We start from the raw sequence: 26,229 nt of genomic DNA on the forward strand, positions 1-26,229 counted from the left end.
TTTTAGCACAGACGGAGCACTCAAGCGCCCCCTGATGCGCGTTCCGCACATCTGAACTGTTGAAACGAACATTTTGAGTGAGTATCGTGAGCGGCATAGTGTGAATTTCAGGCAGCTTTGAACGTCGAAGATGTTCATTCGACTAAGACCGATGAGGAGAGCGATGTCCTCCCCCAGTGAGGCCGACCTGCCGGAAGCGGGGAGGCCCCTCCTCACCACCGTCGCGATCATCGCCTCGTGCGTGGCGTTCGTGGTGATCGGCGCCCTGCAGGCCCTCTATGGACCGGCGATCCCGGCCCTGCGGGAGGAGTACGGCGTCAGCCCCGCCGTGGCCGGGCTCAGTCTCAGCGCCCACTTCGTCGGCGCACTGGTGGGCGTGCTGGTCTACCACCTCCTGCGGGGCCGGCTGAACAACCGGATGCTGCTCGGCGGCTCCTACGTGCTCATGGCGGCCGGTGCGGCCGTCTTCGCCTTCTCGCCGAACTGGACACTGGCGCTCGCCGGCACGTTCGTCATCGGCCTCGGCTTCGGCGGCATCGACTACGGCCTCAACCAGCTCTTCGCCGTCGGGTTCGGCCGCCGCAGCACCGCCATGCTCAACCTGCTCAACGGACACTTCGGTGTCGGCGCCATCGCCGGCCCGGCCCTGATCGGCTGGCTCGGCGCGGACCACTACCCCGACATCTTCCTCGGCATCGGCGCGATCAGCCTGCTGATCCTGTTCACCCTGGGCGGGGTGGCCCTCCGGGAGCCCCGGCCGGCCCCGGCCGAGGGCGCCTCGACGGGCGGCGCCCGGGTGCTCCCGATCATCGCGGTGTTCATCGGCATCTACGTGCTGCACGTCGCCATCGAGACCGGCGTCGGCGGCTGGGAGCCCACCCACCTCGAAGCCGTGGGCTACGGTGCGGCCACCGCCGCCACCGCGACCTCCGCCTACTGGGCGGCGATGACCGTCGGCCGGTTCGTCGTCGCGCCGCTCAGCCTGCGCTGGTCCGCGCCTTCGATCCTGATCGTCTGCTGCGCGGGCATGGCCGGCTTCCTGCTCCTGGCGACGGTGCCCGCCCTCGCCCCGTACGCGTACTTCGGCGTCGGGCTGATGATCGCGCCGATCTTCCCGACCTGCCTGCCCTGGCTGAACCGCGCCGTCCCCAGCGTGACCGCGGCCGGTGCCTACGTGATCGCCGCCTCGATGATCGGCGGCGTGGCCTTCCCGCCGCTGCTGGGCGGTGTCATCGACACGATGGACGTGACGCCGGTGCCCCTGGTCCTGTTCGTGCTCGCCGCGGTGTGCGGCGTCCTGAGCCTGTGGCTGCGGCGCAACGCCCCCGATCCCGGTGGGGTGGACCGCCCCGGCACGACCGGACGCAGCGATGCCGTCGCCGCCCCCCGAACCTGAGGAAAGACGAGGACCAAGAGGACCATGCGGAACTTGCGGAACTTGCGGAACACGAGCAGCACCAGCGACAGGAGGAAGTCCGAAACATGAAAGCCGTTCTCTTCGACATGTTCGGCGTCATCGCCCGGGTGCAGTCAGCCGAGTCGCAGGGCGCACTCGAGCGCACGGCCGGCGGCGACCCCGACCACTTCTGGGAGGCGTACTGGGCGCAGCGCGCCCCCTACGACCGCGGGGAACTGACCGGCCCCGGCTATTGGCAGAAGGTCTGCGCGCAGCTGGGACTCCCCCTCGACGCCCGCCTGACCGCGGATCTGATCGCCGCCGACCTCGCCAGCTGGAGCGAGATCGACCAGCACACCGTGGACCTGCTCGGCCACCTCGCCGACCGGGGGTTCGTCCTCGGGCTCCTCTCCAACATCCCCGAGGAACTGGCCGCCCGGTACGAGGCAACCCAGCCCTGGCTCGAGAGATTCGCGGTGCGCGGACTCTCCTGCCGGATCGGCAGCGCGAAGCCGGAGGCTGCCGCCTACCAGTGGTGCATCCGGGAACTCGGGCTGCCCCCCGAGGAGATCCTGTTCGTCGACGACCGCGCGGACAACGTGCGGGCGGCACGCGAAGTCGGTCTACAGGGACACGTGTTCAGCTCCCCGGAAGACTTGCGAGCCGCCTTGGAGGCCGTGTCGCCGTGATGGCGACAGCGCAGCTCTTCGTCCTGTGCGCCACCGTGGACGGCTGTTTCCCGCCCCCGCGCCGGGAGATCGAGACCGGCCGGGGACTCGTCGGCGCGCTGCTGGTCCAGGGCGGCGTCTGGCGCTACGAAGACCCTCGTCGGGTCCCGGCCGGTGTACGACCGCGATGTCCTGCTCGACCCCGACGCGCCGCCGGTCGCGCCGCTCGTGGCGTACCTGGAGATCCGGGCGTGCCCGGACGGGCTCGACCTGGTCCGGGAACGCCCGAACTTCGCGGTGGTGCGCACCCTTTCCAAGGCGTACGGGCCGGCCGGAGTACGCATCGGCTACTGCGTGGCGGCACCTGCGGTGGTGTCCGCGGTGCACAAGGTGTCCGTTCCGTTCGCGGTCAGCAGGCTCGCCCAGGCCGCCGCGCTCGCCGCCCTCGACCGCCCCGAGGACGTACGCGCGCGCTCGGCGGCGGTGATCCGGGAGCGGAACCGGCTGTACGCCCGGCTCGTCCGGGCCGGGAGCAGCCGGCGACCCCCTCGCAGGCCTACTTCGTGTGGATGCGCTGGGGGAACGAGCCGCCGAGTTCGAGGAGTTCTGCGCCCGCCACGGTGTGCTGGTGCGCGCGTTCCCGGGAGCCGGGGTACGCGTCACGGTCGCCTCCGGGAGGAGAACGACGCCTTCCTCTCGGCCGTCGCCCGCTACCGGGAACCCCGAGCCGCCGGAGCGCGTCGCAGCACTGCTCCGCCTGCCGGTCGCCCGTCGGCCCCCGGCAGGCACGGTCTCCGGCGGCGCCGCCGGTTTCCGACTGCTGCTCTGGACGAGGCGGCGCCGGGAGCCTTCCTCGACCCCGCTGATAGGTTTGGCGATCGTTCTCCTCGGCCGGCCGGCCGACCCCGCGCTCCCGCTCGCTCACCGAAAGGTCGGCCCCGTGCACGACACCCCCGTGGCCGCCGCGGCCCGACGCGCCGCCGAGCACGCGCGACGGTTCGACGCCCGCTTCGCAACGTACTTCGACGAAGTGGCGGACCGCATGGGCGGCCCCACCCTGGGGCGTTACACGCCGCGCGCCCTGGAGCTGCTGCGGGAGCTGTCGTTGCGGGGCGGCAAGCGGCTGCGTCCGGCCCTCGTCTACGAGGCGGCGCGGCTGGTGACCGAGGGGGAGGTTCCCGGCCTGGACGAGGCCGCGCTCAGCCTGGAACTCCTGCAGACGCACGGGCTCGTCCACGACGACATCATCGACGACAGCCCCGAACGGCGCGGCGGTCCCTCCACCTACTACGCGTACCGGCAGGAGTTCCCGGACGACGAGCGCACCGCCTCGGCGCTGGCCATCCTCGCGGGCGACCTCGCCGCGTTCCTGTCCGTACGCGTCCTGCTCGACGGCGCCGCGTCGGCCGAGGTGAAGCAGGCCATGCTCAGGGTCCAGCTGGACACCGGCGCCCAGACCGTCGCCGGGCAGATCATCGACCTGGAACGGGATTCCAGTCCGCTGCCGGACGAGGAACTGCTCCATTGCGTCACCGAGTTCAAGTCCACCCGGTACTCGATCCTTGCGCCCCTTCGCCTGGGCCTGCTGGCTGCGGGCGCCGACCTCGCCGCCGACGACGAACGGCTGCGCCGCTATGCCACCGCGCTCGGCATAGCCGGCCAGATGCGCAACGACTACCTCGACCTCTTCGGGGAAGGGGGTGCCGGCCCGGGCTCCGACATCCGTGCGGGGCGGCGCACGTACGCCGTGCGCGCCGTACTGGCCGCCACGGACGGTGCCGAGCGGGCGGTGGTGGAGAAGGCGCTCGGCGACGTCGACTGCCCCCGGGAGTCCGTCGACCACATCCGCGACCTCGCGCGGCGCCACGGCATCGACGCCCGGATACGCGCCGACATCCGGCGCCACGCGCAGAACGCCACCGCCGAAGCCGCCGCATGGACGCCCCACTGGCGTACGGAAGCCGTCTCCTTCTTCACACACCTGCCCCACGTGGTCGCCCACACGGTGCAGTGAATCGCTCAGGGCATCCGTCCGGCCGCCGCGGCGCCTCCCCCCGGCGATCCATGGTGATCCCTCCCGGGGAGGCGCTGCGCACGCCGGAATCGGGCGTGTCGGAAGGTTCTGTTCGGGAGGCTCTGTGGCCGGGTGTCCGGGGCAAGGGGTGGCGGGCGAGCCGCGTCGCGCAATGCCGCGCGCCTGGCGGCCGGCCGCCGGCCCCGCGCGAGGATGGAGGGATGACAGACCACTTCACCACCCGGACCATCGACGTCACCACCGGCTCCGCCGAGGCCGTCCACGATCTGACCGCCGCCTGCGCCCGCTTCCTCCGCGACGTCGCCCGCGGGCGCGACGGGCTCCTCAACGTGTTCACCCCGCACGCGACGGCCGGGCTCGCCGTCATCGAGACGGGCGCCGGCAGCGACGACGACCTGCTGGACGCCCTGCGCACGCTGCTCCCCGCCGACGACCGCTGGCGCCACCGGCACGGCTCCCCCGGCCACGGCCGCGACCACGTGCTCCCGGCGCTCGTGCCGCCGCACGCCACACTGCCGGTCGTCGGGGGCGAACTCGCGCTGGGAACCTGGCAGTCGGTCGTCCTGGTGGACACCAACGGGGACAACCCGCAGCGCACCGTACGGCTGTCCTTCCTCGGCTGAGGACCCAGTGCCGTGCGGCGGCTCCCCGGCGCCTCAGGAGCGCCGGGGAGCCGCAGCCGGAGCCGTCACCGCCGGCGGTCGCGGTCGGCCGTACGGCGCTGGGCGTCGGTGTTCGGGGTGAGGGCGTCCCCCGCCTCCCCATCCCGGCTGCCCGGGGCGACGGCCTCCTCGGCTTCCTTGCGCGCCTCGCGGTCGCCGCTCTCCCCCGGCGCCTTGGAGGGCGGGGTGGTGCGCCGGTGCTTCTTGTGCTCGGTCATCTCGCGTGCTCCTTGCGGCGGTTCAGAGGGGACGGCCGCCGAAGGCGTCGCCGACCCGGTAGTAGGCGGTGAGTTCGTCGTGGTAGCCGGCGTCCTCGAGGTGCGTGTCGCGGTGGAACTCGGGAGCGTTCTTGATCTGCTCCTTCGTCCGGTCGATGTAGATCCTCTCCTCGTCCACGTCGATCCGCGAGACGGTGCCGGCCGGAAGGAGGACCTCCTTGCCGAAGATCCACGGGCCGGTGTCGACCACGATGTACGCGGAGCCGGCCTCGTCCGAATGCTTGTCCACCTTGCCGATGCCGCCGTCGACGGCCTCGACCTTGAATCCGCTCAGATCGACGCCCTGCAGGTGGCCGGACGTCCCGCGGTAACCCCACACGTTCCCGGTCATGACGAGTGGTCCCTTCTGCTCGGCTCGGATGTGCTGCCTTGCACGACACCGCGCCTGCCCCGCCTTTCAGGTCTCACACGGGCGCGGCCGGTCGGACGACTGTTTCGTTGTGCGGCTGCCGCGTGCGGATCTCGTTCGCTCAGCGGCTTTCTCCTCAAGCCCGCGGAGGCTGAACTGGGCACATGCCACCGCGACAGGCCGAACCGACCACCGAGCCCTCCGAGGAAAGGCGCGACGACGACTGCGCGCGGGTCCGGCGCATCCTTGCCCGGGCCGGGTTCGACACCTCGTCGGCGGAGGGGGACGGACTGCGTGTATGGGCGGCCCCCGACGGTGTCATGGTGGGGTGGGTCGCCCGCGAGGTGCTGAGGCCGACCCTCCGGATCCACGGCCACGAGGAGGACCTGTCCCGGTTCACCGCCCTGGCGGGCCTGCGCGAGGCGCTGCGGACTGCCCTCGCCGTGGTCCTGCGCGATGCGGGCTTCGCTGTCGCCACCCGCGAGGAGTGCCTCCTCGTCCTGCGGCCCGGAACGACTCCGGCGGACGGAGGGGGCCGAGCGCGACGCTGAATGCTCAGGCCCCGGCGAGGGTGCGGCGGGGAAGCTCGCCGTAGGCCTCTCGGTAGGCGGCGGAAAAACGCCCCTGATGGTGGAAGCCCCAGCGGTGGGCGATGGCCGTGACGGTGTCCCGCGCGGGATCCGCCGCGACCAGGTCGGCACGGGCCAGGGCCAGGCGTACGCGGCGCAGGTAGGCCATCGGGGTCGTGTCGAGATGGCTCCGGAAGGCGTACTGGAGGGCCCGGGGAGTGACCCCTGCGGCAGCTGCCATGTCGGCCAGGCCGATTTCGCCGTCCGGTTGCGACTCCATGAAGGCGACGGCCCGGCGGACGGTCTGCGGCGTCGCGTCCCGGGTGTCCGCGAGCACGGGATCGGGGTGGGCGTCGGTGGGGAAGGCAGCCAGCAGGACCGCGGCGAGCATCCTGGCGGCGGCGTCGACCACGAGCCGTTCTCCGCCCTCCGGCAGGGCCAGGACGCTCTCCTCCACGTAGCCGACGGTCCTCTTCCACTGGTCGGCCATGGCCTTCGACACGGGAGTGAAGCGGCTGAAGCGCAGCGGACGGGCGGTGTGCCCGGGTGGGCGGCCCGCGACCTCTTCCACGAGGGCGATCGGTACGGTCACGGCGCGCAGCTCGGCCGCGAACACCCGTCCCGCGTAGGGGAGGTGGGGCTGCGAGATCGCGAGGACGTCGCCCGGCCCGGCTTCGGTGACGTCGTCCGCGCACTCCCCGACCATGCGGCCGCCGACCACGTGCGTGACGGCCACGGCCCCGAGGGGACGGGTGGCGTAGGCGTACTCCGTGGGCAGCGCGAGGGTGCTGAGCGACACAGGACCGGCGTTGGTGCGGGCGTAACGGAAGGAGCTGTGGGGGGCGGGCGTCTTCATGCGCAGGCTCGTCCCGTAGGCCGCCTTCAGCCAGTCGCGTGCGACGTCCACTTCGGTGGTACGGAAGCTGTGCCCGTCCGAAGGGTCGGCGTGCGACTGATCAAGCATGGCGATGGGCGTCCTCTTCCACGGGGGCCGGGGCACGGCAGGGCCGCGCGGTTCAAGCGTACGTGCTGCGGAAGCCTCGACGGGACGTCGCGGAAGAGGTCCTATCCGGCGCCCTCCTCGACGTAGCGCGGCAACTCGGCGACGAGTCTGCGCGAGGCCTCCCGCATCGCCGAACGGGTCATGCCCGCGGCGTGCGGGGAGAGGGCGCAGTGGGGGTTGAGGGGCAGCGTGGAGACACGAATTTCCATGTCGACGACGCGGCAAGCGCGGATCTGTCAGCTTCAGCGTGCTCAAAAAGAGCCTGGTCGGGTCGGACGAGTCAGCATACGAGCTGCGGTTGCCGACGAGTCGGGCCCGGATTCACCACTTCTCGGCGAGGGATTCGAGCGGGGCATCAGCGTTGGCACGGGTGATCCGCCCGGCGATGGCGAGGGCGTCGACGACCCAGCCGCGAGCTTGCAGGGTCCCACCGAGGTGGCCAGCGAGGACGGCCGTGACCGCCTCGTGCCGGGCATCGTTACCACAAGCCTCGAGGACGAGTTCGGCAAGGGGTTCGAAGTCGCCGTCCTCAGCGTCGCGGACAGCGGAGGACATCGTCGAACGTATGCGGTACATGCCCGCGGCTTCCTTGAGATCGCGCCAGAACCGGGCCTCGTACCGTCCGGGCAGGGCGTCGAGGAGGGCGGCGAGCTGCTGCTCGTCGTCGATCACGTCGGACTCCTTCCGATAGGCGTCGGGCCAGTATCGGCGCCGCCTGATCTATCCGGAGGCGCTTCCGAAGAGTCGAACGGATACGGCACCGAGTCACGCCAACCGACGGCACGGGCCGGTCTGGTCACGCGCTGTTGGGCCTGTTGGACCAACCGAGCCCAACGGGCCCAACCGGTGAATCCGCAGTCCCGTACGGGGCGACCCGGACGAAGTCGCTGCGCCTGGTGACCGGGTTCAGCACAGCGACCTTCAGCGGGCTCCTGGCGGCAGCCTGGATACGTGAGAGCCAAGTGTGATTCGGTACCAGGATCGTCAGATCTCTCGGCCACCGGGCGAGCGCTTTCGGATCAGGGCACACCACGCCGGCCAGGTTGAACCCGCCGCTTCCTCCCGTCGCCCGGGAGTAGACGAGCAGCCCGCGGCCGTGGGCCGGGCTCTGATCGCCGTAGGTGATCGCCTTGCCCGAAGCGGAACGGACCATCTGTGTGAAGGGCTCCCACACCAAGGCATCCAGGCCGGCGTACTCGAAGAAGCCAGCCAGCCGCTGCAACTCCGCCGCCCGCTCGCGCTTCCGTTCTCGCACACGCTCCTCGGCCGCTTGGCGACGTTGAGCAGCAGCAGCGGCCCGTTCCTCGGCCTCCTGGCGGCGACGCTCGGCGTCGGCTGCCCGTGTAACGGCTTCGGCCTCAGCCTCCAGTTGGGCGCGGGCGACGGCCATGCGCTCGTACGCGGGAGCCGTCCACCACACCGCGCCGTTCACGCCGGTGTGAACGTGTACCTGTCCTTCAAGGACCCACTTGATCGCGTCACCGAGCGAGCAGGTTATGTGCTCCCACTTCGCCTTCGCCTTCAAGGTGCGCGGCGCCCAGGCGTAGCGCACCATCCCGTGCCACACCGTCCAGGTCTCGCCGCGCTGCTGTGGGAAGCGCACCCGCAACGAGGGTACGACCCTCTCCCACGGCCGGTCCGTCAAGGCGACCCAGCACACCGCCACCCCGTCCTGCGCATAGCGGTCCGTGCGCATCTGGGCGTCCTGCGGCGTCATCGGCGACAGCTGCGCCTCCAATGCCATGAAGGGACGGCCGTGCTCGTCGAAGACCATCACGTCGGCGCGCCAGTTCCGGGCCTCGCTGCTGACTTCCAGGTCCGCCCGCCAGCCCGCTGCCCGGGCAGCCAGGGCCAGCTCCAGCTTCAGCAGGTGGTGCTCAGGCGACTCGTTCGCCAGCTCGCAGTCCTTCGGCCGCACCTGGTGGTAGAAGTGCCGGGCGCTGTACTGGGATACCCGGGCGAAGACCCGTCCCCGGCACTCCGGACACGCCAGCTCCAGCCCCTTGACGCGATGGACGTCCGTCCAGGCGCGACCACACCCGAGATCGTCCAGCGACGCGTCCAGCCTGCCCCATAACGGATGTACAGCGGTATACCCCATCAAGCCCCCTTATGCGCCTCACCACCAGCGTCCCCAGCCAAAGACGGCCCCACGCCCTCTCGCGCCACCGCGTACCGACTGAGCACGGCCTTGTCGATCAACGTTGCCTGCCTATCCCCCGCCAGGCAAGAGCCACTTCAGTGCCGTCCCCCTCGCCCGGCAGCACGCTCCACTCGTCCCCAGTGCGAGCCACGGGGAGAGCTACAAACCTGGCCGGCTTCCCTTCCGCAGTCGGGACACGCCACAGCCAGCACGGCCGGCGAGCCGGGAGACCGGGAACTCATTCTGCGCTGCTCCGCTGCGCGCGCTCATCCAGGATGGGCTGAACACGCTCGTCGTGTGGGTATGGCCGGACCCTTCTGCGGCCCATCCGGTCGTCGTTCACACAGTCCTTGCCCACGACGGCGAAGCAGCGTGGGCAGTGTTCCTTGATCCAAAACCGGCGGGCCACCAGCTCGTGCCGCGGCGATGGCACCTTCGGACGCGCCGGCGCCTCGGGTTCGGACCTGCCCGGATCCTCGAGACCTGCGCGCGCCTTCCACTCGGTAATCTTGCTTACCTCGTCAGGGGCAAGGAGGTCCCCGGCGTGGTCCGCCGCACGACACAGGCTCCGCACGAGCCTGCGCATCTCCGTCGCCGGCGCACGACAGCGGAGCAGAGCCAGGCTTTCCGGGGTCCGCGCTGAACCCGCTTCGCAGCCTTCATCTCTGCCTCCTGCCTGCTCCTTTGTATGTCGAGCATCTGCAGGCCGACGCCGCAGGCAGCCAGGTGGGCGGCCGCAACATCCGCGAGCCGGGCCTCCTCGCCCGTGCGCTCATGGCTGGCTGTCGCAGAGGCAGTACCGGGGTGTCAGGTCTGAAGATCGGTCTCAAGGGCGACATCGCCGTCGACTGGCCGGCGGCCGCAACGCCTGTGACGAGCAAGACTCTGCCGGTAACGAAGACGAAGCGCCTCGACCGCAACCGGCCCGTCTCGGTCCGCGAGTGCAAGCGCTACTGGGGAGCCAACTACACCGACGGCGGCAAGGGAGTGCGACGAGTTCCCCTTCGCCTCCACCTACGAAGGATCCGCGATCGACGAGTACGACCCCCACGTCGAGAAGAACAACTTCTCCGTCCAGCCCGTCCCCGGCGACCAGAACGGAGCCGGCGGAACCCTGCTGCGCGGCTTCTACAACGCCCACCGCATCATCGACGGACCCGAAGACGGCTTCATCGTAAAGATCAACTGGCACAGACGTCCAACAGCAGGGCCCGGTACAGGGGTGTGCCGGGCCCCGCCCTCATCCGGCCTTCGGCCAGAAATCGATCACGTACCGCTCCACGCCGTACGCCGTGCCCTCATCCCGCGTCACACGCTCCACCTCCGCCCTGCCCGCGCAGCGGACCCTCACCCGCCACATCCCCCCGCGGCCAAGCCGGATCAGCTCCTCGGCACGGCCGCTCCCCCACACCGCCACCTCGCCCGTGACCGACTCGTAGTCGATCTCCCCCTGCTCCTCCCACTCGCCATCCTCGTGGTCGGGCGGGCCGTCCCAGACACGGGCTGTCACCGCGGCGGTGTGAGTGTGACCAGCGCTGAACACATCGAACCGGCGGACACGCTCCTGCAGGAACACCCCCCAGTCGAAGTCATCCGGGAACGGCACCGGCACCACGCTGTCGTCCGACTCCTGAAAACCGAACGCCCGGAACTCCACCCGCGCATCCAGCTCCTGCTGCCCCAGCAACCTGGCCACGCTTCGCCCTTCCTCCCAGAACCGCAAAACCTCCACCAAGACCGTAGAACACGGCACCTCCCTCCCCGCGAGGACCAGCCACCTGGCAGCTCCCACCGTGTGGCTGCACGCATGACCCAGTCGACGACGTCGGGGAAGCAAGGAGCCTGGTTGCGGAGGTCGCTGGGCCGCCGACGGGGATTGCGATGGCTGACCGCCGTCTCGGCGGGCTTCAACGATGCCCCGGTGCCACCAGGTCCGGCCGTGGCCGATCGCTCTCGGCGCGGCAGGCCGGTAGCCAGAGGCAGTGCACGAGCAGAAATTCCTGCGGCAACTCCGAGGAGGGGCCCGGCTTCCCTGCCCCTGAGGAGGTCCTCGGGATCGCTCTCTTCGTCGGTGCCGACCGGGATCGGTTCGCCTGTCGCCGATGAGAACGGCAGCACCTCGTCGAGCCCGATGCTTCTCACCTGAATAACGACTTGATACGGCTTCGCTCCACCTCGCCCCAATCAGTCTGGCGTGGCTCACTCGAACGTCGGGACGATCTCCAGAAGGTGCTTAAGGGCGTTGGTCACAATGGGGACCTGTTTCTCAGGGGCGATGGTCCGGGTTTATCGGCGTCGATGGGCCCGGGCGGCTCGGTGTGCACTCGTGACGCTTCCGAGCGGGCGGTTTTCTGTATCTGATGACGGCCATCATTCAAGGAAGGCGCGGAACGAGCTCCAGCCAGGCTCGCGTCTCCTGGAACGCAGGGTCGTCACCTTCCAGGAGCGCGCGGAGGGGAAGCAGCGGAGTCAGCATGTTTTTGATCCGGCGTAGCTGCAGCATCTGATCCCTCGATGCTGATTTCCACTCTTCGGCGAGACGCGCCCCCGCTTCCAGCGACACTCCCACGTTCCGCAGGATCTCTGAGCAGAGAGCGCGAAGGTCCCGAGCCGCATCCGCGTTACTGGCCCCGAACTCCCGGATCATGTAGGCGCGCACGTTTGCAGAATCGGCCATCGCCTGCTGCGCCGTGTGGCTCCGCTCCTTTCTTGAGATTGCGGAGAGCGCGAGACGACCCCAGCGGAGCCTTGTTTTGTTTGAGAGACCAGGTGACTGCATGCCGCCGACGGCGAAGTCGCGCAACTGTTCCCAGTGCTCCAGCGAGCAGGCCCTCGCTTCGGGTGTCAGCAGGTACCGTTCCAGGTCCTCCGGCGAAGAGCTGAGGAATCGGCGCCCGCTCCCGTGGCAGCCGCGTGTCTCAGGGGAAGGGTCAGAGGATGGGGATTCCGGCACGTTCAAATGCCTCCTTCCCGATGTCAAGGCTCTCCTGGGAGGGCCAGTAGTGTCCACTCTGGTTGTTTATATCCGTGCCGAAGTAGTTGCCACCGTTTCCGGCGATCTCCGCCTCGTCTGCCGCCCGCACAGGAGCCCCATTCGTGAGCACGGGGTGCTTCAGCTCGGTGCCTTGAGTCATCGAAGCCTTCGTCCCCGACACGCATGGGCTTTACTCCGAGACGTTCGGCGTCTGCCAGCTCGCCTGCCAGTTGGCCCGACATCCGATTGTGGAAGAGGCACGGTGAAAGTCCTCTTGGGTCGCTCCACGTCTCTGGGTTGTTGACGTACGTCGCCGGGTTCGGTGCAGGGACGAGCCTCAAGGGGTCCTGGGAGAGGTAGCGGGCCCATTCCGGGTCATAGTAGCGGAAGTGGTTGTAGTGGAGCCCCGACTCAAGGTCGAAATACTGGCCCGGGAAGCGCAGCGGTGTGTAGGCCGTCGCGTCGCGGCTCCACGTTGTCGTGCCCCACAGATTGGTGCGCGTGCGCCAGGTCGGTTCGCCCGACTCGTCGACGAGTTCCGTCGGAGTGCCGATCAGGTCAGTGACGATGGCGAAGAAGCGCTCGTCGGTGGAGTCCTTTCGGCGTTCTGTCTGGGCAAGGGGGCGCAGCCCTGCATAGTCCCAGGTGAAGGCGATGTCATCGGTTGTCTGCTCGCAGAGGGTCGTGCCGTCCCAGGTGAAGTGGACCGTCTCGAAAGGGGACTGCTTGGATATTCGTCGGCCCAGGGGGTCGTACGCGTACCGCCAGACCGTGCCGTCCGGTGTCGTCACCGCGGTGAGACGGTCCTCCGCGTCCCACTCGTAGCGCCAGGTGTCGGGCTTTCGGGAGAGCCGGATCTTCTGGCGTAGAACAATGCGACCCTGGCCGTCGTGTTCGTAGCGGACGGCACCCGCCCTGGTGATCCGAGTGCCCTGGTAGGCGCGTGTGCCCGTCGCGGAGTGGGACGGGTGGGCGGCTGGCCACGAGGCCTGTGTCTGGTTTCCGGCGTCATCGTAGGCGTACTGCTCCGTCCAGCCGCGCGCATGGACTGCCGTGACGCGGCCGGCCGAGTCCAGGTCGAAGCGGCGGGCGCCGGAGAGTGTGTCGCTGATGCCGACGAGACCGCCGTCCGCGCGGTAGGTGTATGCGCGGTGTTGGAGGCGGCTGACCCAGGAAGTGATCTCCTGGGCCGTCAGGCGGCTCATCTCGTCGAACGACGACGTCAGTGACACGAAGTCCGATACTGTGCGTTCCACTTCGCGGCCCAGGGCATCGAAGGAGAAGGAGATCTGCGCCCGGATGCGGTGAGCTTCGTCCTGCGGCCCGCCTCGTCGTACGACCATTTGGCTGACCGCACCGCCGGGCGTAGTCCTGCGGACCCTGCGGCCCAGTTCGTCGTACGCATGCGTCGTCGTCCGGCCGTTGCCCTGCTCGGACTGCAGTCGACCATAGCGATCTCGCAGGCGTTCCAGCCAAGGCTGCGTTTGATGTGCGCCCACACGCCCACGACGGGGTTCAGGTCGGGCGGGTAGACGGGTAGCAGGAAGACAGTCAGTCACTCCCGCTCGGCGACAAGGTCACGCATCTTGCGGGAGACGCGGGTGTTGAGCCGGTCCCAGACCAGTTCGATCGGCGCTCTGACCAGGTGATGAACGCCGTCGACGAGTGCGATGAAGTCCCTCTCGCTCATGCTGCAACGTGTTCCTTTGCCCGCGGGATGGGTCCGCAGACGGTGACACGGCCGGGTCCTGGAACCTGGCCGCATCGCGATCAGCCCGGCCACCGACAGCCGACCCGAGCGTCGTCCGCTGACCGTCACGACCGGGGTGACCCCTCGCCGGCCCCCCAGGTCCGTCCCCGGGGCGGCCTGCAGGTGAAGCCGGCATTCCTCGAAGAAGAGGTAGCCCCCGCAGGCCGCCCGGCCCTTTTACCTCCGTCCAGGTCGCCCCCCGCCATGCGGTGACAGCCTGCTCGTCGCGTTCGGGGACCCGCCGCGCGGGCACCTGCAGGGAGAAACCGAGCCGGTACATCAGGCTCGTGGCCCCGGAGACGCTGTAGGTGATGTGGAATTTCCTGCCGATCAGCGTGGCTACCCTCGAGGCGGTCCACACCTGCAGCCGTGCGCGGCCGGCCCCTCCTCCAAGAACCCCGCAAGCATCTCCAGACACCGCGGGGACAGGCGGCATCTTGAGCCGCTCGGGCCTCGGGAGACCAGTGCCTGAACACCTCCGTCCGGCCACAACTGGTGCCACTGGTACATGGACTGCACGCTCACCCGCAGCCGTCGTGCGACTTCCGACGGCTTGATCTTCTGCTCGAACAGTCCAGCCGCCTGCATCCGCACCGTCTCGCGCCGCTGACGTCCTGTCGGAGTCAGCCCGCCCCCATCCGCATACCTCACACACCACGGATACAGCCACCCACCCACACCCATCAGGAGCTTCGCAACGATTCACCCCAACAAGCTAAAGTCAGTTGGTGCGGTGTCGGCGGTCGCCCGCCGTCCAGGCGGCCGCCGACACCTTGACACCGGTCAGTGGTGGCGACGCCCCCAGGACTCGGTGTCGACCGTGCGGCCGCGGTCATCGCGCAGCGTGGCGGTATCGGCGTGGTTGTCCCAGATGTAGTCGCGGCGGTTCTGGAACAGGTCGGTGCGGGTGTTGTGGCCGGTACCGGTGTGGATGCGGAGGGTGGCGCGGCTGTTGATGCGGATGTTGTCGAAGCGGTAGCGGTTGCCGTCGTCGTCGCGCAGGGTCCAGCCGCGGAGGTTGATGGCGTCGCGGGTGGTGTTGGTGATCTCCACCCACTCCGCGTTCAGGGACCGGTTCGAACGGTCCTCCCGTCCGGGGCTGTCGGCCTGGACACGGGTGATCTCCACCCGCGGGTGCTGGCGGCGGTCACGGTCCTGCGCGGTGGCCGGCAGTGCGGCAGCGCCGACCACGGCCCCGGCGGCCAGGACGGTCGCGGCGATACGACGGACGGAGGAAGAAACAGAGGACATGAGTGACGCTCCCTCAACAACGCTTCCGACAGCCGAAACAGGCGGGAGAAGCGGTGTGGCATCCCGGCGCGGAGTGAGCCGAGGGCCACACTCTCCACCCCGCACCTGCCCCGCCACAGCCCTTGCCGAGGCCGGTTACCAGACGCGGACATACCCGTCATACTCGCCTGCATACTGCACACATACTTCCCAGGCGTGACCCTGACATCCACGGGCGGCTACACCCACCCGGCCCGCCAGCGACACCCGGACACAGTGCGCTCCGGCGCACCCCCAGGCGCGCTCCTGTCCCGCCTCACCCACCCGGAGTAGCCGATCAAGTAACAACCGTTCTGCGGAATTCTTCGCACCCACGCCTGTAGTTCGACAAATTCTTCGCGTCCTGCGCGGGCCGAAACTTTCGCCCGTCACCATTCGGCGTCTCGGTGGACCCAGCCGGACAACCGGCCCTGCCCTGCCGCTCGATCGGCCACGCCCAGTCACCGCTCACCGAACTGGAACCGGGCGTCCATCCGCGCCACGCGAGGCCTCCGGCACGCTCTTGTTGCACTCGATCCTGGCGTTGGCCAGCAGCCAGGCCACGACCGCCAGCCAGTCGCACTTCGAACACAACTCCGGCCGCCCACCGGGTCCCGGGGCCGTCCAGCAGCAGACATTTGCCATGCGCACGCCAGCAATCCTAGAGTCGGCGCGTTCTGATCATTGACACGGGAGTTCCGGCCACCATGCGCATCCAACGACTCGTCGCGACCGCGGCCCTGCTCTCCCTCGCGACTCTGACCGCGTGCGGGAGCGAGAACGGAGCCAGTTCCATCGACGGCTCTCTGGGCAACCCGGCACCCGCGAAGAACGGCGGCACCGACGGACTGGGCGGCGGCACCGACCAGAACGGCAAGGCCGGGCTGCCCAAGGCGGGCTCGATGGCAAAAGCCGCCCAGATCGTCAACACCTACGCCGACTGCCACGACCTCTCCACCGACCCGCACGACGACGACTTCTTCCCCGGCGACGAGACCTACGACCAGAAGTGGGGCGTTACCGAGCGCGGCGCCTGCGGCAGGGGCACCCGCATCTTCCTGTTCAAAGACTTGAAGACCTTCCAGGCCAGGTACAAGGCTGAACTCGACGAGGACCGGAAGGAAAGCCCGAACAAGGGGCACCGCGGCAAATTCCTCCTCGGCCAGGACTTCGCCGTCCTGCCCGACCAGAAGGCGGTCATCCGCAACGCGATCAAGCCCGGAGGCCTCCTGATCCTCAACTGCCACCCGGACTTCAACCCGCCCAGTGGCTACCGCAAGGACCCCGCACTCGTGAAGGGCTGCGTCCTGACCAACTACTTCGAAGACTGATCCGCCACTCCACGCCGCGGGGAGCTCGTCTGCGCCGAGGCACTGCGCAGCACGGGAGAACGCAGAAGCCCTCGCCCCCACCGCGCCAGGCCTGCCCGAGACACCCGCGTGGCTGGTCGAACGCGGCACCTGATCGGGCGGCCTCCCGGTCCCCACCCACTCCCCCGGCTTGAACGAGACACTGACCTGCTGAAAACCCTGCTCGACGCCGTCACCGAGCCACGCTTGGAACTCAACCCCCCGGCTGACAGCTCTCCTGCGAGTCCGCATCGGTGAATGCACCATCAGCCGGAACAACCGGTCGATGACGAAATGGCCGCACGCCGAGGCCTCGAAGCGTGCCGTGTTGCGGTGCAGTCGTCGAACGGGCCATCCGGCAGGCCGTGGTTGCCATCCCTTGCCCACGACGTCGACGGCCGGGTCGTCAACGGTCAGGCGGCCGGGGCCGGACGCCAGCGGACTGGTAAGCGAGTGCTGCCGGCCCGGCTGCGTGACGGCGACGTGTGACGGCGGCCGATGCCCGGCCGACAGCACTCCGGGAGGAGGAGGCCACCGACGCGGCAGGCGGGCTCCTCGCCAAGCCCCATCTCACCCAACCTGCCCGCGATGCACCCCCGCGACCCGCTCCACACCTCCCCGAACCACCCGTACAGACCCCATACCGCGCGCGGCCGGCCCGTGCGTCGAATGCAGGACCACAGGCCTGCCAGTACGGGGGCACCGAGCGCCTGTCCGGGCGCTGTATCCCTACGGGCCGCTCCCAGATTCGGCAGAGCGGGGTGGCCCAAACCAGAGGAGACGCGTGCCCGTACGCCGGAGCTCGCTTCATTGGGTGGTTGGGCGGCCCGGTGCTACTGCCGCCAGAGCGCTCTGGTCACCGGGCCTCGCCCGCGCACGCCCTATCGACGCGGACTGAAGCGACCGCGGACCGAGGATGCGGAGTCGCCTGTTGCGTACGCCGGGGCATGGCGCCGGCCACTGAAGAAAGCCGTTCCCGAGCCGGTCAGCTTGTCATTCAACCCCTCATGGCCGTCATCGAGTCCCTCGGCCTCGTCCTGTCCACGACTGCCCGCGGCGCTCCGCCGCCTCCGCTCCCGCGGTGAACACCGGTGTCCGACGAGAGCGGGCGGGTGGGGCGCCTGTGTGAAGAGGAAACGATTTTGTGTTTCTTGTGCAGGGTGGGGTGGGCAGTTGTGATTCGGCTTTGTGGACGGATGGCGGAGGAGTGGGCGTGGTGGCAGTTCAGGACGTTCAGCGGGCCACGGGGGGTGTGCCGGGGCTGGGCCATGTGATCCAGTTGGCGCGTGATCCCCTCGCCTTTTTGGCATCCCAGCGGGAAGGGCCGGCGGTGGTGCGGCTGCAACTCGCGGGGCGCCGGGTGTATCTGGTCAACGGCGCCGAGGCGGCTCGCCAGGTGCTGGTGTCGCAGGTATTCGACAAAGGCGGCCCGTTCATGGACACGGCGCGGGTCCTGGTCGGCAACGGTGTGATCACGTGCAGCAATGCGGATCACCGGCGTCAGCAGCCGGTGATGCGGCCCGCGTTCAGCCGTCAGCAGGTGGCCCGCTACGCCCCGGTGATGAGCGAGTGCGTCACGCAGACGGTCGGCCGGTGGTGTGAAGGTGAGCGGCTCGACGTGGAGGCGGGCATGTACGGGCTGGCGGCCCGGGTGGTGGCGCGGACGTTGATCGCGGCCCCGGCCGGCCACCACGCTGCCGATGCCATGGCCGCGGCGCTGCCGGTCCTGCTGGAGGGCATGTTCCGGCGGATGCTGGTGCCCTGGCCGCTGCTGCACCGACTCCCGCTGCCGGCCAACCGCCGCTTCCAGCAGGCGCAGGCCCGTCTGGAAAGGGCCGTTGGCGAGGTGATCGAGCAGTACCGGGGCGGGCAGGCGCCGGGGGACGATCTGCTGTCCCTGGTCATGGCCGCCGCCGACGATGACGGCCGGCCGCTTGACGACAGCGAGGTGCGTGATCAGATTCTGTCGGTGCTGGCCGCGGGAGTGGAGACCACGGCCTCTCTGCTCGCCTGGACCCTGCACGCCCTGGCCGGACACCCGAATGTGGAGCGCCGGCTGTGGGCGGAGCTGGACCGCGAGCTCGCCGGGCGGGCTCCCGTATTCGCCGACGTTCCGCGCCTGGCCTACACCCGGCAGGTCCTCCTCGAGGTGCTGCGGCTGTGGCCGCCCACCTGGATGCTCTCCCGCATCACCCTCGAACAGACTGTGGTCGCCGGCTTCAGCGTTCCTGCGGGCGCGGATGTGATCGTCTCCCCCTACGCCCTCCAGCGCGACCCGGCCGTCTTCGACGATCCTGAGGTCTTCGATCCGGACCGGTGGCTGCCCGAACGCCTCACCACGGGCCAGCGGCAGGCGTTCACCGCTTTCGGCGGCGGGCGCCGCAAGTGCCTGGGCGAGCAGTACGGCATGGCCGAGGCCGTCCTGGCCCTCGCCGCGATCAGCAGCAACTGGCAACTGCGCAACACCGACGCCGTTCCGCTGCGGCCGAGGCCCCGTTTCCTCCTCACCCCCAAAGCCGGCCCCCTCGTCCTCACCCGCCGCACAGCCTTATCCCGCGCGGGAGGCCAGCAGTGACCGCCGTCGGCCACACCGAAGACGACGACGCCTCCGTCGCACGGCCGGCGTCCAGGCCCGGTTTACCGGGCCCAGGTGAGGGCTACCCCAGGTTCCGGATGCCGCTCTTCCCCCGGTTCGCGCCCGCCAGGCGCCGTCCCGGCCTCGAAGCTCTGGAACGACGCTGCGCGGCCCGCCTCGCCGAACTGCTCGGCGACGCCTACGACAGCCGGGAAGAGCTGGAGGCGTTCCTGGAACATCGCACCAGCCTGTGGAACCTGCTCACCTACGCCGACGCCCGCGACGACCGCATCGAGCTGGTCTGCGCGTGGATCGATGTCCTGTTCGCCATCGACGACGTCCTCGCCCACGCCCCGGCAACGAAGATCCGGCAACTGGGCATCCACGACCTGCCGGCCGTCATCGACGGCGGGCTCCCGGAGCCGGCTACCGTCTTCACCCGCGCCTTTCAGCAGCTGCGCGAGCAGACCCTGCCGCTGGCGCCCCCACGCGTCTGGCAACGCTACGCGCGGACCCTGCACGAGTTCCTGGACGCCTGCCACGCCGAGCGGGGTCTCATCGACAGCCGCGCCGTATTGGACCTGCCCACCTACGAAAGCCACCGCCACCGTTCGATAGGCGAATGCTGTTTCCCCCTCCTGGAATTCGCCCTCGACACCGACCTCACCGACCGGCTCGACGAGCTGCCGGAACTGCGGCGCCTGAACATACTGGTCGCCCGCCACTGGATCGGCGTCAACGACGTCTTCTCCTACCGCAAAGAGCTCTACAGCGGCGACACCATGAACGAAATCCATCTCGCGCTCGCCCACAACGGCGGCAACCTGCAAGCCGCCGTCGACCGCATCGCCGCGACCGTCCACCGTGTGGAAGCCGAGTTCGACGACGTCACCACCACCCTGCGGGCGGGCGCGGCAGGCCAGGACAACATCCTTCGCCCCTACCTCGACGCGCTGGAGGTGATGATCGCCGGGAACCTCGAATGGTCCTACCTCACCCCCCGCTACAACGGGCTCGGCCACACCTGGAACGGCCAGAGAGACACCACCGTCATCCTCACCCCTTACCGCACCGTCTACCTGCCGCACACCCACACCACGCCCCGCACGCCAGTGGCCACCGACCCCCACTGAGCCCGCCGCCCAGGGCACGCTCCACCTCTCCGGGGCGTCTGAGGGCAGCCCCGGACACACGACAGCGCGGGCCGCCACCGGGGGGTGGCGACCCGCGTCAGGGCATCGACACAGGGTGACGATCGGCGGACGGCTCCTGCGCATACGCGACTCCTGACCATGCCGGCCCACCAGTCCCAGGCCGGGATGGCGCCCCGCAATCGGCTGAACCCGGTCAAGCGGTCAGCCGCGAACCCTCTCCACACGATCCCTTGTCGCTATGTCGTCGGTTGTCCTCCCTGAGGAGGAGGGGACTACGAGTGCACGGGCGGGTCCGTCCCGGAAGCCCCGGCGAATACGCGGATCTTGGGGATGAGTCTCGGCCACGTGTCCGAATTTCAGGTGGTACGTGCGAGGGACGGAAGGTCCGTTCTTGGGAGGGATCCGGTCTGACCCGCTCGTGCAACACAGTCGAGGCGCAAGCGATTTCACCAGACGAAGGAACGAAACCACGCGCATGAAACGTCTCGCACGGCTGCTCGCCACCGCCGGACTCCTCGCCGCCGCCCTTCCCGGGCTGGCGACGCCGTCGGCCTCCGCCGCCTCGACCCCCTCGTACCTGCGACAGACGCCGGCCTGGCACCGCTGCAGCCCCGATCGGCCGGCGGCGTACGAGTGCGCCACCCTCAAGGTGCCGCTCGACTACCAGCGTCCCGAAGGGCGTACCCTGAACCTCGCCATATCCCGGATGAAGAGCGAGAACCCCGCCAAGCGGCGTGGCGTCCTCCTCCTCAACCCCGGCGGCCCCGGGACCTCGGGTCTCTACCGGCCGATCCGGACGAATGCCGAGATGCCCGAGGACGTCCGCGACCGCTACGACCTCGTCGGCTTCGACCCGCGCGGCGTCGGCGAGAGCAGCCCGATCGGCTGTGGTGATCTGAGCGAAGCGGAGGTGGGCGTCGGCGGTGCTTACCGGCCCGAGACCTTCGCCTCGGACGTGTCCTGGGCGCGCGGAATCGCCGACAAGTGCCGTGCGAAGTCGGGCGATGTGATTCCGTACATCACCACCCGCAACACGGCGCGCGACATGGACGTCATCCGCGCCGCACTAGGGGAGCGGACGGTCTCGTACCTTGGCTACTCGTACGGGACGTACCTCGGCGCGGTGTACTCCCAGATGTTCCCGGAGCGCACCGACCGGTTCGTCCTGGACAGCGGCGTGGACCCGGGGCGCGTCTGGCGCGGCATGATCCAGGCGTGGGGGACCGGAGCCGAGCCCGCCTTCGAGCGGTGGACGCGGTGGGCGGCGGAGCGCTCGGACGCTTATGGGCTCGGCGCCACGCCCGAGGCGGTGTCGGCCACCTTCTGGGCGCTGGTCGCGCGGGCCGACCAGGACCCGATCATCCACTACGGGGAGAAGGTGACGGGTGACTACATCAGGGCCGACCCGTTGCTCTTCTTCGATCCCCACGGTGCCTCGGTCGTCGTCAAGTCCATCAAGGCATCGGCCGACAAGGCGCCCCAGCCGCCGGGTGGCACCGCTCCGGGCGGCATGGCTCCGGGTGGCACCGATCCGGGCGCGAGCGGGAAGGGCGCCGACAGGAAGGGGCCCGGCGCGCAGTCACCGCTCGGCGGCGTCCGGGCCGCCGGCCCCGGCGTCGACGCGGGAGGGGCGTCGGAAGGTCCGGACGCCATTCCCGCCAGCAACGTCACCGCCGTGTACTGGGCCGTGGTGTGCGGGGACACGGACAACTGGCCCCGCGATCCGGAGCAGTACGCGCGGGACGCGGCGCGGGACAAGGTGAAGCACCCGCTCTACGGGGACTTCGCGTCGAACATCAAACCGTGCGCCTTCTGGCAGCGGCCGCTGGAGCCCGCCACGCCCATGAAGACCCGGGCCGATGTCCTGACCGTGCAGAACGAGTGGGATCCGATGACCCCGCTCGACACCGGCCAGGGGCTGCACCAAGCGCTCAAGGGGTCACGGATGGTGCTGGCGCTGGGGGGTGAGGGGCATGGCGTGTATCTCTCCAACCCCACGGCCTGCGCCAACATACCCGTCAACGCGTACCTGTCGACGGGACGGCTGCCCGCGAAGGACGCGACCTGCCACAACCCGCCGCCCACCCCGGATCCGAAGGGTGCCGGAGCACGCTGACGACAGGGCCCGGCCGCCCGGCCTCGCTGGAATCGGCTGAGCCCGGTCAAGCGGTCAGCCGCGAACCCTGTCCACAACAGGCCCTCGACACCGGACACGTCCGTCCACGACTCCAGCCACTCCCGGGCCGTCGCCAGGTCTGTCGTCATGGGGCAGAGCGTCCACGGGGCCGTCAGGCCGTGATCGGCGAACAGGGCCTCAAGCCGGGCGCGGCTTTCGGCGTAGGGGCGGTTCAGCTGTTCCTCCCCGTCCAGTTGCAGCACGTCGAACGCAACGAAGTAGGCCGGCCACCGGGCAGCCAAGGTGGGGGCGGTGCGGCCGCGGGCGGCGGCCCGGCGCTGCACCGCCTGGATCGACAACCGGCCCGCCTCGGGACCCACACCAGCAACTCGCTACCGAGGACCAGCCGCCCGGTGGCTGCTGCTCGGCAGCCGCGACGAGATCAGGGAACCGGTCTTGGACCAGGGAACCGCGCCGGGTCTGCAACAACACCCGCCCGCCCGGCCCGACCGCGGTGAACAGCAGCACCCAGTGCCCGTCGAACTCCTGCTCAAACGCCAGAGGACCCAGCACACCGGGACCCGGCACCGACTCCGCAGCCCGGCCCCGGGGGCCAGCCTGGCCCCGCAAGGGCATGGCCTGGTGAAGGACGCCGTACGGCGGAGCGTGGCAGGGGGGCAGGTGCGACGTGGACCGACGGTGGCCAGTGAGCCGCCGCGACCGACCCACCGGGCATCAGGGTCCGTCGCACGTGGCATGCGGTGGTGTTCCCGGCGGCAGGTAGACCGAGCGTTCCTGCGTGGTCAAGTCGCGGCCTATGGCATGACAGATCTTGCTGATAGCTGCGGTGGGGGTCGGCAAGGCCAGGTTCCAAAGGCGTACGGTCTGGTCTCTGCTGGCGGTGACCACAGTGCGGCCGTCAGGGCTGAAGGCTACGGAGAGCACGGTGTCGGTGTGCCCGGCGAGCCTGGCAAGCATCGCGCCAACGGCTGGGTCCAATGTTGTCCGTGTCCCACAGCCGTACTGTGCCGTCCTCACCGCCGGTTGCCAGGACGCGCCCGTCCGGGCTGAACACCGCCGACACGACAGCGCCGGTATGACCGGACAGGCTCCCGCGACTACGACCCGTCAACGGGTCCAACAGGTGAACCGTCCAGTCCTCACCACCGGTTGCCAGAATGCGCCCATCCGGGCTGAAGACCAGAGCGTGCACCTTGCCGTTGAATCCGGGCAGGTTTCTACGCCCGTCGCCGGTGGACGCGTCCCACAACTCCACTCCGCGGGCAGCGCTGCCGGTGGCCAGAGTGCTGCCGTCCGGACTGAAAGCCAAGGCTGCCGCCCCGCCGTTGTACCCGGCCAGACTTGTGCGGAGGCGGCCGGTGGACGCGTCCCATAGCTTTACCCCAGTATCGTCGTTGCTCGCGGCGTCGCGCTGGGCACGTGGGGCGGACCTACCGGGATGACGGTCGTCGTGGTCTCGGCCGCCGCCCCAGTGGCATGTGCCACAGTCTCCAAACGCCGCCAGCGGGGGCTTGCCCAGGGTCACCTTGCGCTTGCCCACACTGTCGCCGGGAGGCTTGCCCGGGGCGGAAGCGCGAGCGCCAGCCGCGGGCCTTCTCGGCATTCTCGGCGGCCTCCTGCTCCATGCGGTCGCGCTCGGCCTGGTCTGCTGCCCGCGACCCTCTTGTCCTCGCACGGCTCGCAGCGTCGGGTGCCACCGGTGGCCCGGATCCGGGGACAGCTGGGTGTTCTCCCATCGGTCGGTGTCGAACTTCGTCCCGCAGCCGGCGCAGGCAGGGCGGGCGGCCTCGCGCTCGGCCTTCTTCTGCTCGGCTGCGCGGCGCAGCTGCTCCTGGTACTCCGCCTGCTGCGCCTCCATCCGCTCCGCTCGGCGGGCGAGGACAGCGTCCCGGCGGGGGTTGCCGATCGCGTCGCGCAGCGGCTGCATGGGGGTGCGGCCGAAGGCGAGGGAAGACCGGGCCGTTCGGGCGGTGGGCGCGCAGGTTGCGCAGGCCGGTCGCGATGATCGGGATCTTCCTGTCATAGCTGCTGAACCCGTCGGCCGGCTTCCCCGCCCACAGCGGCCGGGACAGCTCCTGCAGCCGCGGGACGGTGCGGTTGGGGGCGCGGGCGCCGATGTGGTTGAAGACGATCAGCATCAGCGCCTTCGCGCGGCGAGTGGGTCTCGCTCCGAGCGCCCTGCGTTTCTACGACGACTGCCGCGTTCTGCGGCCGGCGTGGGTTGACGGGACGACCGGATACCGCTTCTACAGCCCTGCTCAGGAGGCCCGTGCCGCTCTCCTGCGCAGTCTGCGAGAGGCGGGACTGCCGCTGGCCGAGGTCACCGTGGTGCTCGACGGGCCCGAGCGCGAGGGCCGCGAGGTGCTGGAGCGGCACCTCGAGAAGGTGCGGGACCAGGCTCAGACCGCTAGGGCCGCCATCGCGGTGGCTCTGCGTTCCCTCTCGACCGCCGACAGTACGACGGAAGCGCGAATCGGCGGCGTGGAGTTGGCCAGTGCAGTACGCCAGGTGGTGCCGGCCGCGGCCTCCGACGTGGAACTCCCCGCGCTGGGTTGCGTCCTCATCGAGATGGAGGACGGCGAGGTTCGTCTGGTCGCTACCGATCGCTATCGCCTGTCGATGCGCGTCCTGAGGCCGGCGGCACTCGATGGAGGGCCCCGCCGCCTGCTGGTGCACGCGACTGACCTGATCGAGTTCGGGCAATGGGCGGCGCGAGTCCGCCAGGTCACCATCCAGGTCGGACCGGACGGCGCCCGCGCACGCAGTACGTCAGAGTCCCGTGCCCTGGTGACGACCGATGACCTGTTCCCTGCCTACCGCGAGATGCTCTCGGCTCTGGCTCCGCCCGAATACCGCGTGGTCGTGGATCGCCTGGCCCTTCACGATGCGGTCAACAGCCGTGCAGACGCTCCACGCATCGCTCTGAGCTTCGCCGGCGACGAGCTGATCGTCTCTCTCGCCGATCACTCCAACGCCGTCACCCTGCCTGCAGTCTGCCATGAAGACCTGCCCCAGCGGATCGGGTTCGACCCGAGCGTCCTGGCTTCCGCCCTGGAGGCCAGTGTCGGGCCCGACGTTCTGCTGGAGATCTCCGCCGTAGATCAGCCTGTCGTAGTACGTTCCGCAGACCAGGGCAGCTTCACCACGCTGGTCATGCCCGTCTCCCTCAACACCTCCAGCTGATTCTTCCTCAACCCCGCACCCTCATCACCCCAGGAGAACCGTGACCGAGCCCCAGAACATCGTCGTGCAGCTGTGCGTGCAGGGTATGCAGGCCGAGACCGAAGGACGAGATGCCCGAGCACGGGACCTGTTCCTTCAAGCGTGGGAAGCGGCCGAGGACGACTACGACGCCTGCATCGCCGCCCACTACCTCGCCCGGCACCAGCCCACCCCGCAGGAGACCCTGCGCTGGAACCAGGAGTGCCTGAACCGGGCCGACAAGGTCGGCGACGACCGTGTCCGCGGCTTCTACGCCTCACTTCACGGCAACATGGCCCGCGCCCACCGGGACCTGGGCCAGATCGACCTGGCCCGCGAACACTTCGAGTACGCAGCGAAGCACATCGACGACGTCCCAGCAGGCCCGCACCAGCAATGGCTCCGCTACCGCATCGCCGCAGGACTGCGCGCCACCGCCCCGGCCGCACCACAGCAGCACGAAGACCCGGTCGGCGAACTCCTCGCCAAGCTCTGCGCACGCACGGACCTCGAAGCCCTGAGCCTGCTGCTGCCTCCGTACATGGGCAGCCTCGGCACACCCGATGACGAGGAGAGCATCACCACCGCCCTGCGCATGCTCCATGCCGAGCGTCGCCTTCCTGACGACGAGCAGGCCGCCCTCAGCCACGCGATCAAGGTCCGGTCCGCCGCGTGAGCGCCCCCGAACCCCGGTGACACACGAGACACGCGTGTAGA

At 69.6% G+C, this 26,229-nt stretch carries 25 protein-coding genes and 4 pseudogenes; 13 read left to right on the forward strand and 16 right to left on the reverse strand.

Features of this window, described 5'->3' with window-relative positions; all coding sequences use genetic code 11:
• Positions 1-163: 163 nt before the first annotated feature.
• The 5 genes and pseudogenes from IF09_RS0125495 (at position 164) to IF09_RS0125510 (ending at position 4,722) form a co-directional block, all read left to right on the forward strand.
• Positions 164-1,396: an MFS transporter gene (locus IF09_RS0125495; RefSeq protein WP_063607425.1), complete on the forward strand. Its 1,233-nt coding sequence runs from the start codon at positions 164-166 to the stop codon at positions 1,394-1,396.
• An 86-nt stretch (positions 1,397-1,482) separates the two neighbouring features.
• On the forward strand, positions 1,483-2,085 hold the full coding sequence (locus IF09_RS0125500; protein WP_030299493.1) for an HAD family hydrolase: 603 nt from the start codon (positions 1,483-1,485) through the stop codon (positions 2,083-2,085).
• A 207-nt stretch (positions 2,086-2,292) separates the two neighbouring features.
• Positions 2,293-2,589 (forward strand): annotated as a pseudogene (locus IF09_RS48525) (aminotransferase class I/II-fold pyridoxal phosphate-dependent enzyme); the annotation flags it as partial.
• A 415-nt stretch (positions 2,590-3,004) separates the two neighbouring features.
• A complete protein-coding gene (locus IF09_RS0125505) occupies positions 3,005-4,078 on the forward strand; it encodes a polyprenyl synthetase family protein (protein ID WP_030299495.1) in 1,074 nt (357 codons plus the stop codon).
• A 221-nt stretch (positions 4,079-4,299) separates the two neighbouring features.
• Positions 4,300-4,722, forward strand: coding sequence for a YjbQ family protein (locus IF09_RS0125510; protein WP_030299497.1), 423 nt, complete (start codon positions 4,300-4,302; stop codon positions 4,720-4,722).
• A 65-nt stretch (positions 4,723-4,787) separates the two neighbouring features.
• On the opposite strand, the gene IF09_RS0125515 is transcribed toward IF09_RS0125510, so the two are convergent.
• Together IF09_RS0125515 and IF09_RS0125520 are read right to left on the reverse strand one after the other, a co-directional pair.
• Entirely contained in the window at positions 4,788-4,979 is a 192-nt protein-coding gene (locus IF09_RS0125515) for a hypothetical protein (protein ID WP_030299498.1), read from the reverse strand.
• A gap of 22 nt (positions 4,980-5,001) precedes the next feature.
• A complete protein-coding gene (locus IF09_RS0125520) occupies positions 5,002-5,370 on the reverse strand; it encodes a PRC-barrel domain-containing protein (RefSeq protein WP_030299500.1) in 369 nt (122 codons plus the stop codon).
• A 182-nt stretch (positions 5,371-5,552) separates the two neighbouring features.
• Between IF09_RS0125520 and IF09_RS0125525 the strand changes: the two genes are divergently transcribed.
• Complete coding sequence (locus tag IF09_RS0125525) at positions 5,553-5,939, forward strand: hypothetical protein (protein ID WP_030299501.1); 387 nt, start codon at positions 5,553-5,555, stop codon at positions 5,937-5,939.
• 4 nt (positions 5,940-5,943) lie between these two features.
• Here IF09_RS0125525 and IF09_RS0125530 read toward each other — a convergent pair whose 3' ends face one another.
• The 5 genes from IF09_RS0125530 to IF09_RS48530 all read right to left on the reverse strand — a co-directional run bounded on the left by IF09_RS0125530 (position 5,944) and on the right by IF09_RS48530 (position 9,345).
• Positions 5,944-6,921 (reverse strand): helix-turn-helix domain-containing protein, encoded by a 978-nt coding sequence (locus IF09_RS0125530; RefSeq protein WP_030299503.1) that lies wholly within the window; start codon positions 6,919-6,921, stop codon positions 5,944-5,946.
• A 101-nt stretch (positions 6,922-7,022) separates the two neighbouring features.
• Positions 7,023-7,169 (reverse strand): hypothetical protein, encoded by a 147-nt coding sequence (locus tag IF09_RS45815; RefSeq protein WP_158710045.1) that lies wholly within the window; start codon positions 7,167-7,169, stop codon positions 7,023-7,025.
• A gap of 112 nt (positions 7,170-7,281) precedes the next feature.
• Positions 7,282-7,632 (reverse strand): hypothetical protein, encoded by a 351-nt coding sequence (locus IF09_RS0125540; RefSeq protein WP_030299504.1) that lies wholly within the window; start codon positions 7,630-7,632, stop codon positions 7,282-7,284.
• Positions 7,633-7,756: 124 nt separating this feature from the next.
• Positions 7,757-9,061 carry a competence protein CoiA family protein gene (locus IF09_RS0125545; protein ID WP_051832865.1) on the reverse strand — a complete coding sequence of 435 codons (1,305 nt, stop codon included), beginning with the start codon at positions 9,059-9,061 and terminating at the stop codon, positions 7,757-7,759.
• A gap of 137 nt (positions 9,062-9,198) precedes the next feature.
• The gene (locus IF09_RS48530; protein WP_418953074.1) at positions 9,199-9,345 is read right to left on the reverse strand and encodes a hypothetical protein; all 147 of its coding nucleotides are present in this window, start codon (positions 9,343-9,345) and stop codon (positions 9,199-9,201) included.
• Positions 9,346-10,064: 719 nt separating this feature from the next.
• On the opposite strand from IF09_RS48530, the pseudogene IF09_RS48535 reads away from it, so the two are divergent.
• Positions 10,065-10,199 (forward strand): annotated as a pseudogene (locus tag IF09_RS48535) (hypothetical protein); the annotation flags it as partial.
• Positions 10,200-10,343: 144 nt separating this feature from the next.
• Here IF09_RS48535 and IF09_RS0125550 read toward each other — a convergent pair.
• The 7 genes and pseudogenes from IF09_RS0125550 to IF09_RS0125570 form a co-directional block, all read right to left on the reverse strand.
• Entirely contained in the window at positions 10,344-10,835 is a 492-nt protein-coding gene (locus tag IF09_RS0125550) for a hypothetical protein (protein WP_234321148.1), read from the reverse strand.
• A gap of 642 nt (positions 10,836-11,477) precedes the next feature.
• Positions 11,478-11,762, reverse strand: a complete 285-nt coding sequence (locus tag IF09_RS0125555) for a hypothetical protein (RefSeq protein ID WP_158710046.1) — start codon at positions 11,760-11,762, stop codon at positions 11,478-11,480.
• Positions 11,763-12,337: 575 nt separating this feature from the next.
• A pseudogene (locus IF09_RS0125560) lies at positions 12,338-13,540 on the reverse strand (RHS repeat-associated core domain-containing protein); the annotation flags it as partial.
• Positions 13,541-13,632: 92 nt separating this feature from the next.
• On the reverse strand, positions 13,633-13,767 hold the full coding sequence (locus IF09_RS48030) for a hypothetical protein (RefSeq protein ID WP_267882177.1): 135 nt from the start codon (positions 13,765-13,767) through the stop codon (positions 13,633-13,635).
• Positions 13,768-14,083: 316 nt separating this feature from the next.
• Positions 14,084-14,245, reverse strand: a pseudogene (locus IF09_RS47245) (helix-turn-helix domain-containing protein); the annotation flags it as partial.
• The gene (locus IF09_RS48280) at positions 14,167-14,511 is read right to left on the reverse strand and encodes a helix-turn-helix domain-containing protein (protein ID WP_324606862.1); all 345 of its coding nucleotides are present in this window, start codon (positions 14,509-14,511) and stop codon (positions 14,167-14,169) included. The gene IF09_RS48280 and the pseudogene IF09_RS47245, both read right to left, overlap by 79 nt.
• A gap of 99 nt (positions 14,512-14,610) precedes the next feature.
• Positions 14,611-15,078 carry a lamin tail domain-containing protein gene (locus IF09_RS0125570; protein ID WP_030299511.1) on the reverse strand — a complete coding sequence of 156 codons (468 nt, stop codon included), beginning with the start codon at positions 15,076-15,078 and terminating at the stop codon, positions 14,611-14,613.
• Between the two features lie 725 nt (positions 15,079-15,803).
• On the opposite strand from IF09_RS0125570, the gene IF09_RS41970 reads away from it, so the two are divergent.
• The 4 genes from IF09_RS41970 (at position 15,804) to IF09_RS47250 (ending at position 22,290) form a co-directional block, all read left to right on the forward strand.
• On the forward strand, positions 15,804-16,427 hold the full coding sequence (locus tag IF09_RS41970; RefSeq protein ID WP_051832868.1) for a hypothetical protein: 624 nt from the start codon (positions 15,804-15,806) through the stop codon (positions 16,425-16,427).
• 1,162 nt (positions 16,428-17,589) lie between these two features.
• Positions 17,590-19,020: a cytochrome P450 gene (locus IF09_RS0125580; protein WP_078613446.1), complete on the forward strand. Its 1,431-nt coding sequence runs from the start codon at positions 17,590-17,592 to the stop codon at positions 19,018-19,020.
• 98 nt (positions 19,021-19,118) lie between these two features.
• Positions 19,119-20,153 carry a terpene synthase family protein gene (locus IF09_RS0125585; RefSeq protein WP_030299514.1) on the forward strand — a complete coding sequence of 345 codons (1,035 nt, stop codon included), beginning with the start codon at positions 19,119-19,121 and terminating at the stop codon, positions 20,151-20,153.
• Positions 20,154-20,649: 496 nt separating this feature from the next.
• Entirely contained in the window at positions 20,650-22,290 is a 1,641-nt protein-coding gene (locus tag IF09_RS47250) for an alpha/beta hydrolase (RefSeq protein WP_063607426.1), read from the forward strand.
• Positions 22,291-23,025: 735 nt separating this feature from the next.
• Here the strand turns inward: IF09_RS47250 and IF09_RS48540 are convergent.
• Together IF09_RS48540 and IF09_RS48545 are read right to left on the reverse strand one after the other, a co-directional pair.
• Positions 23,026-23,268, reverse strand: coding sequence for a WD40 repeat domain-containing protein (locus IF09_RS48540; protein WP_078613447.1), 243 nt, complete (start codon positions 23,266-23,268; stop codon positions 23,026-23,028).
• Positions 23,210-24,334, reverse strand: a complete 1,125-nt coding sequence (locus tag IF09_RS48545; protein WP_078613448.1) for a hypothetical protein — start codon at positions 24,332-24,334, stop codon at positions 23,210-23,212. Before IF09_RS48545 ends, IF09_RS48540 begins: the two co-directional genes overlap by 59 nt.
• Before the next feature lie 92 nt (positions 24,335-24,426).
• Between IF09_RS48545 and IF09_RS0125595 the strand changes: the two genes are divergently transcribed.
• Positions 24,427-25,494 carry a MerR family transcriptional regulator gene (locus tag IF09_RS0125595; protein ID WP_030299516.1) on the forward strand — a complete coding sequence of 356 codons (1,068 nt, stop codon included), beginning with the start codon at positions 24,427-24,429 and terminating at the stop codon, positions 25,492-25,494.
• A gap of 40 nt (positions 25,495-25,534) precedes the next feature.
• Positions 25,535-26,188 carry a hypothetical protein gene (locus IF09_RS0125600; RefSeq protein ID WP_030299518.1) on the forward strand — a complete coding sequence of 218 codons (654 nt, stop codon included), beginning with the start codon at positions 25,535-25,537 and terminating at the stop codon, positions 26,186-26,188.
• Positions 26,189-26,229 lie beyond the last annotated feature (41 nt).

The organism is Streptomyces katrae (genome assembly GCF_000717655.1).
GTDB classification, from domain to species: domain Bacteria; phylum Actinomycetota; class Actinomycetes; order Streptomycetales; family Streptomycetaceae; genus Streptomyces; species Streptomyces katrae_B.

Coding starts and splice junctions, on each gene's coding strand:
- IF09_RS0125495 (WP_063607425.1), top strand. CDS start 164: ATGTCCTCCCCCAGTGAGGCCGACCTGCCGGAAGCGGGGAGGCCCCTC.
- IF09_RS0125500 (WP_030299493.1), top strand. CDS start 1,483: ATGAAAGCCGTTCTCTTCGACATGTTCGGCGTCATCGCCCGGGTGCAG.
- IF09_RS0125510 (WP_030299497.1), top strand. CDS start 4,300: ATGACAGACCACTTCACCACCCGGACCATCGACGTCACCACCGGCTCC.
- IF09_RS0125515 (WP_030299498.1), bottom strand. CDS start 4,979: ATGACCGAGCACAAGAAGCACCGGCGCACCACCCCGCCCTCCAAGGCG.
- IF09_RS0125520 (WP_030299500.1), bottom strand. CDS start 5,370: ATGACCGGGAACGTGTGGGGTTACCGCGGGACGTCCGGCCACCTGCAG.
- IF09_RS0125525 (WP_030299501.1), top strand. CDS start 5,553: ATGCCACCGCGACAGGCCGAACCGACCACCGAGCCCTCCGAGGAAAGG.
- IF09_RS0125530 (WP_030299503.1), bottom strand. CDS start 6,921: ATGCTTGATCAGTCGCACGCCGACCCTTCGGACGGGCACAGCTTCCGT.
- IF09_RS45815 (WP_158710045.1), bottom strand. CDS start 7,169: ATGGAAATTCGTGTCTCCACGCTGCCCCTCAACCCCCACTGCGCCCTC.
- IF09_RS0125545 (WP_051832865.1), bottom strand. CDS start 9,061: ATGGGGTATACCGCTGTACATCCGTTATGGGGCAGGCTGGACGCGTCG.
- IF09_RS48530 (WP_418953074.1), bottom strand. CDS start 9,345: ATGAGTTCCCGGTCTCCCGGCTCGCCGGCCGTGCTGGCTGTGGCGTGT.
- IF09_RS48030 (WP_267882177.1), bottom strand. CDS start 13,767: ATGAGCGAGAGGGACTTCATCGCACTCGTCGACGGCGTTCATCACCTG.
- IF09_RS48280 (WP_324606862.1), bottom strand. CDS start 14,511: ATGGGTGTGGGTGGGTGGCTGTATCCGTGGTGTGTGAGGTATGCGGAT.
- IF09_RS0125570 (WP_030299511.1), bottom strand. CDS start 15,078: ATGTCCTCTGTTTCTTCCTCCGTCCGTCGTATCGCCGCGACCGTCCTG.
- IF09_RS41970 (WP_051832868.1), top strand. CDS start 15,804: ATGCGCATCCAACGACTCGTCGCGACCGCGGCCCTGCTCTCCCTCGCG.
- IF09_RS0125585 (WP_030299514.1), top strand. CDS start 19,119: ATGCCGCTCTTCCCCCGGTTCGCGCCCGCCAGGCGCCGTCCCGGCCTC.
- IF09_RS47250 (WP_063607426.1), top strand. CDS start 20,650: ATGAAACGTCTCGCACGGCTGCTCGCCACCGCCGGACTCCTCGCCGCC.
- IF09_RS48540 (WP_078613447.1), bottom strand. CDS start 23,268: ATGCTTGCCAGGCTCGCCGGGCACACCGACACCGTGCTCTCCGTAGCC.
- IF09_RS48545 (WP_078613448.1), bottom strand. CDS start 24,334: ATGACAGGAAGATCCCGATCATCGCGACCGGCCTGCGCAACCTGCGCG.
- IF09_RS0125595 (WP_030299516.1), top strand. CDS start 24,427: ATGTGGTTGAAGACGATCAGCATCAGCGCCTTCGCGCGGCGAGTGGGT.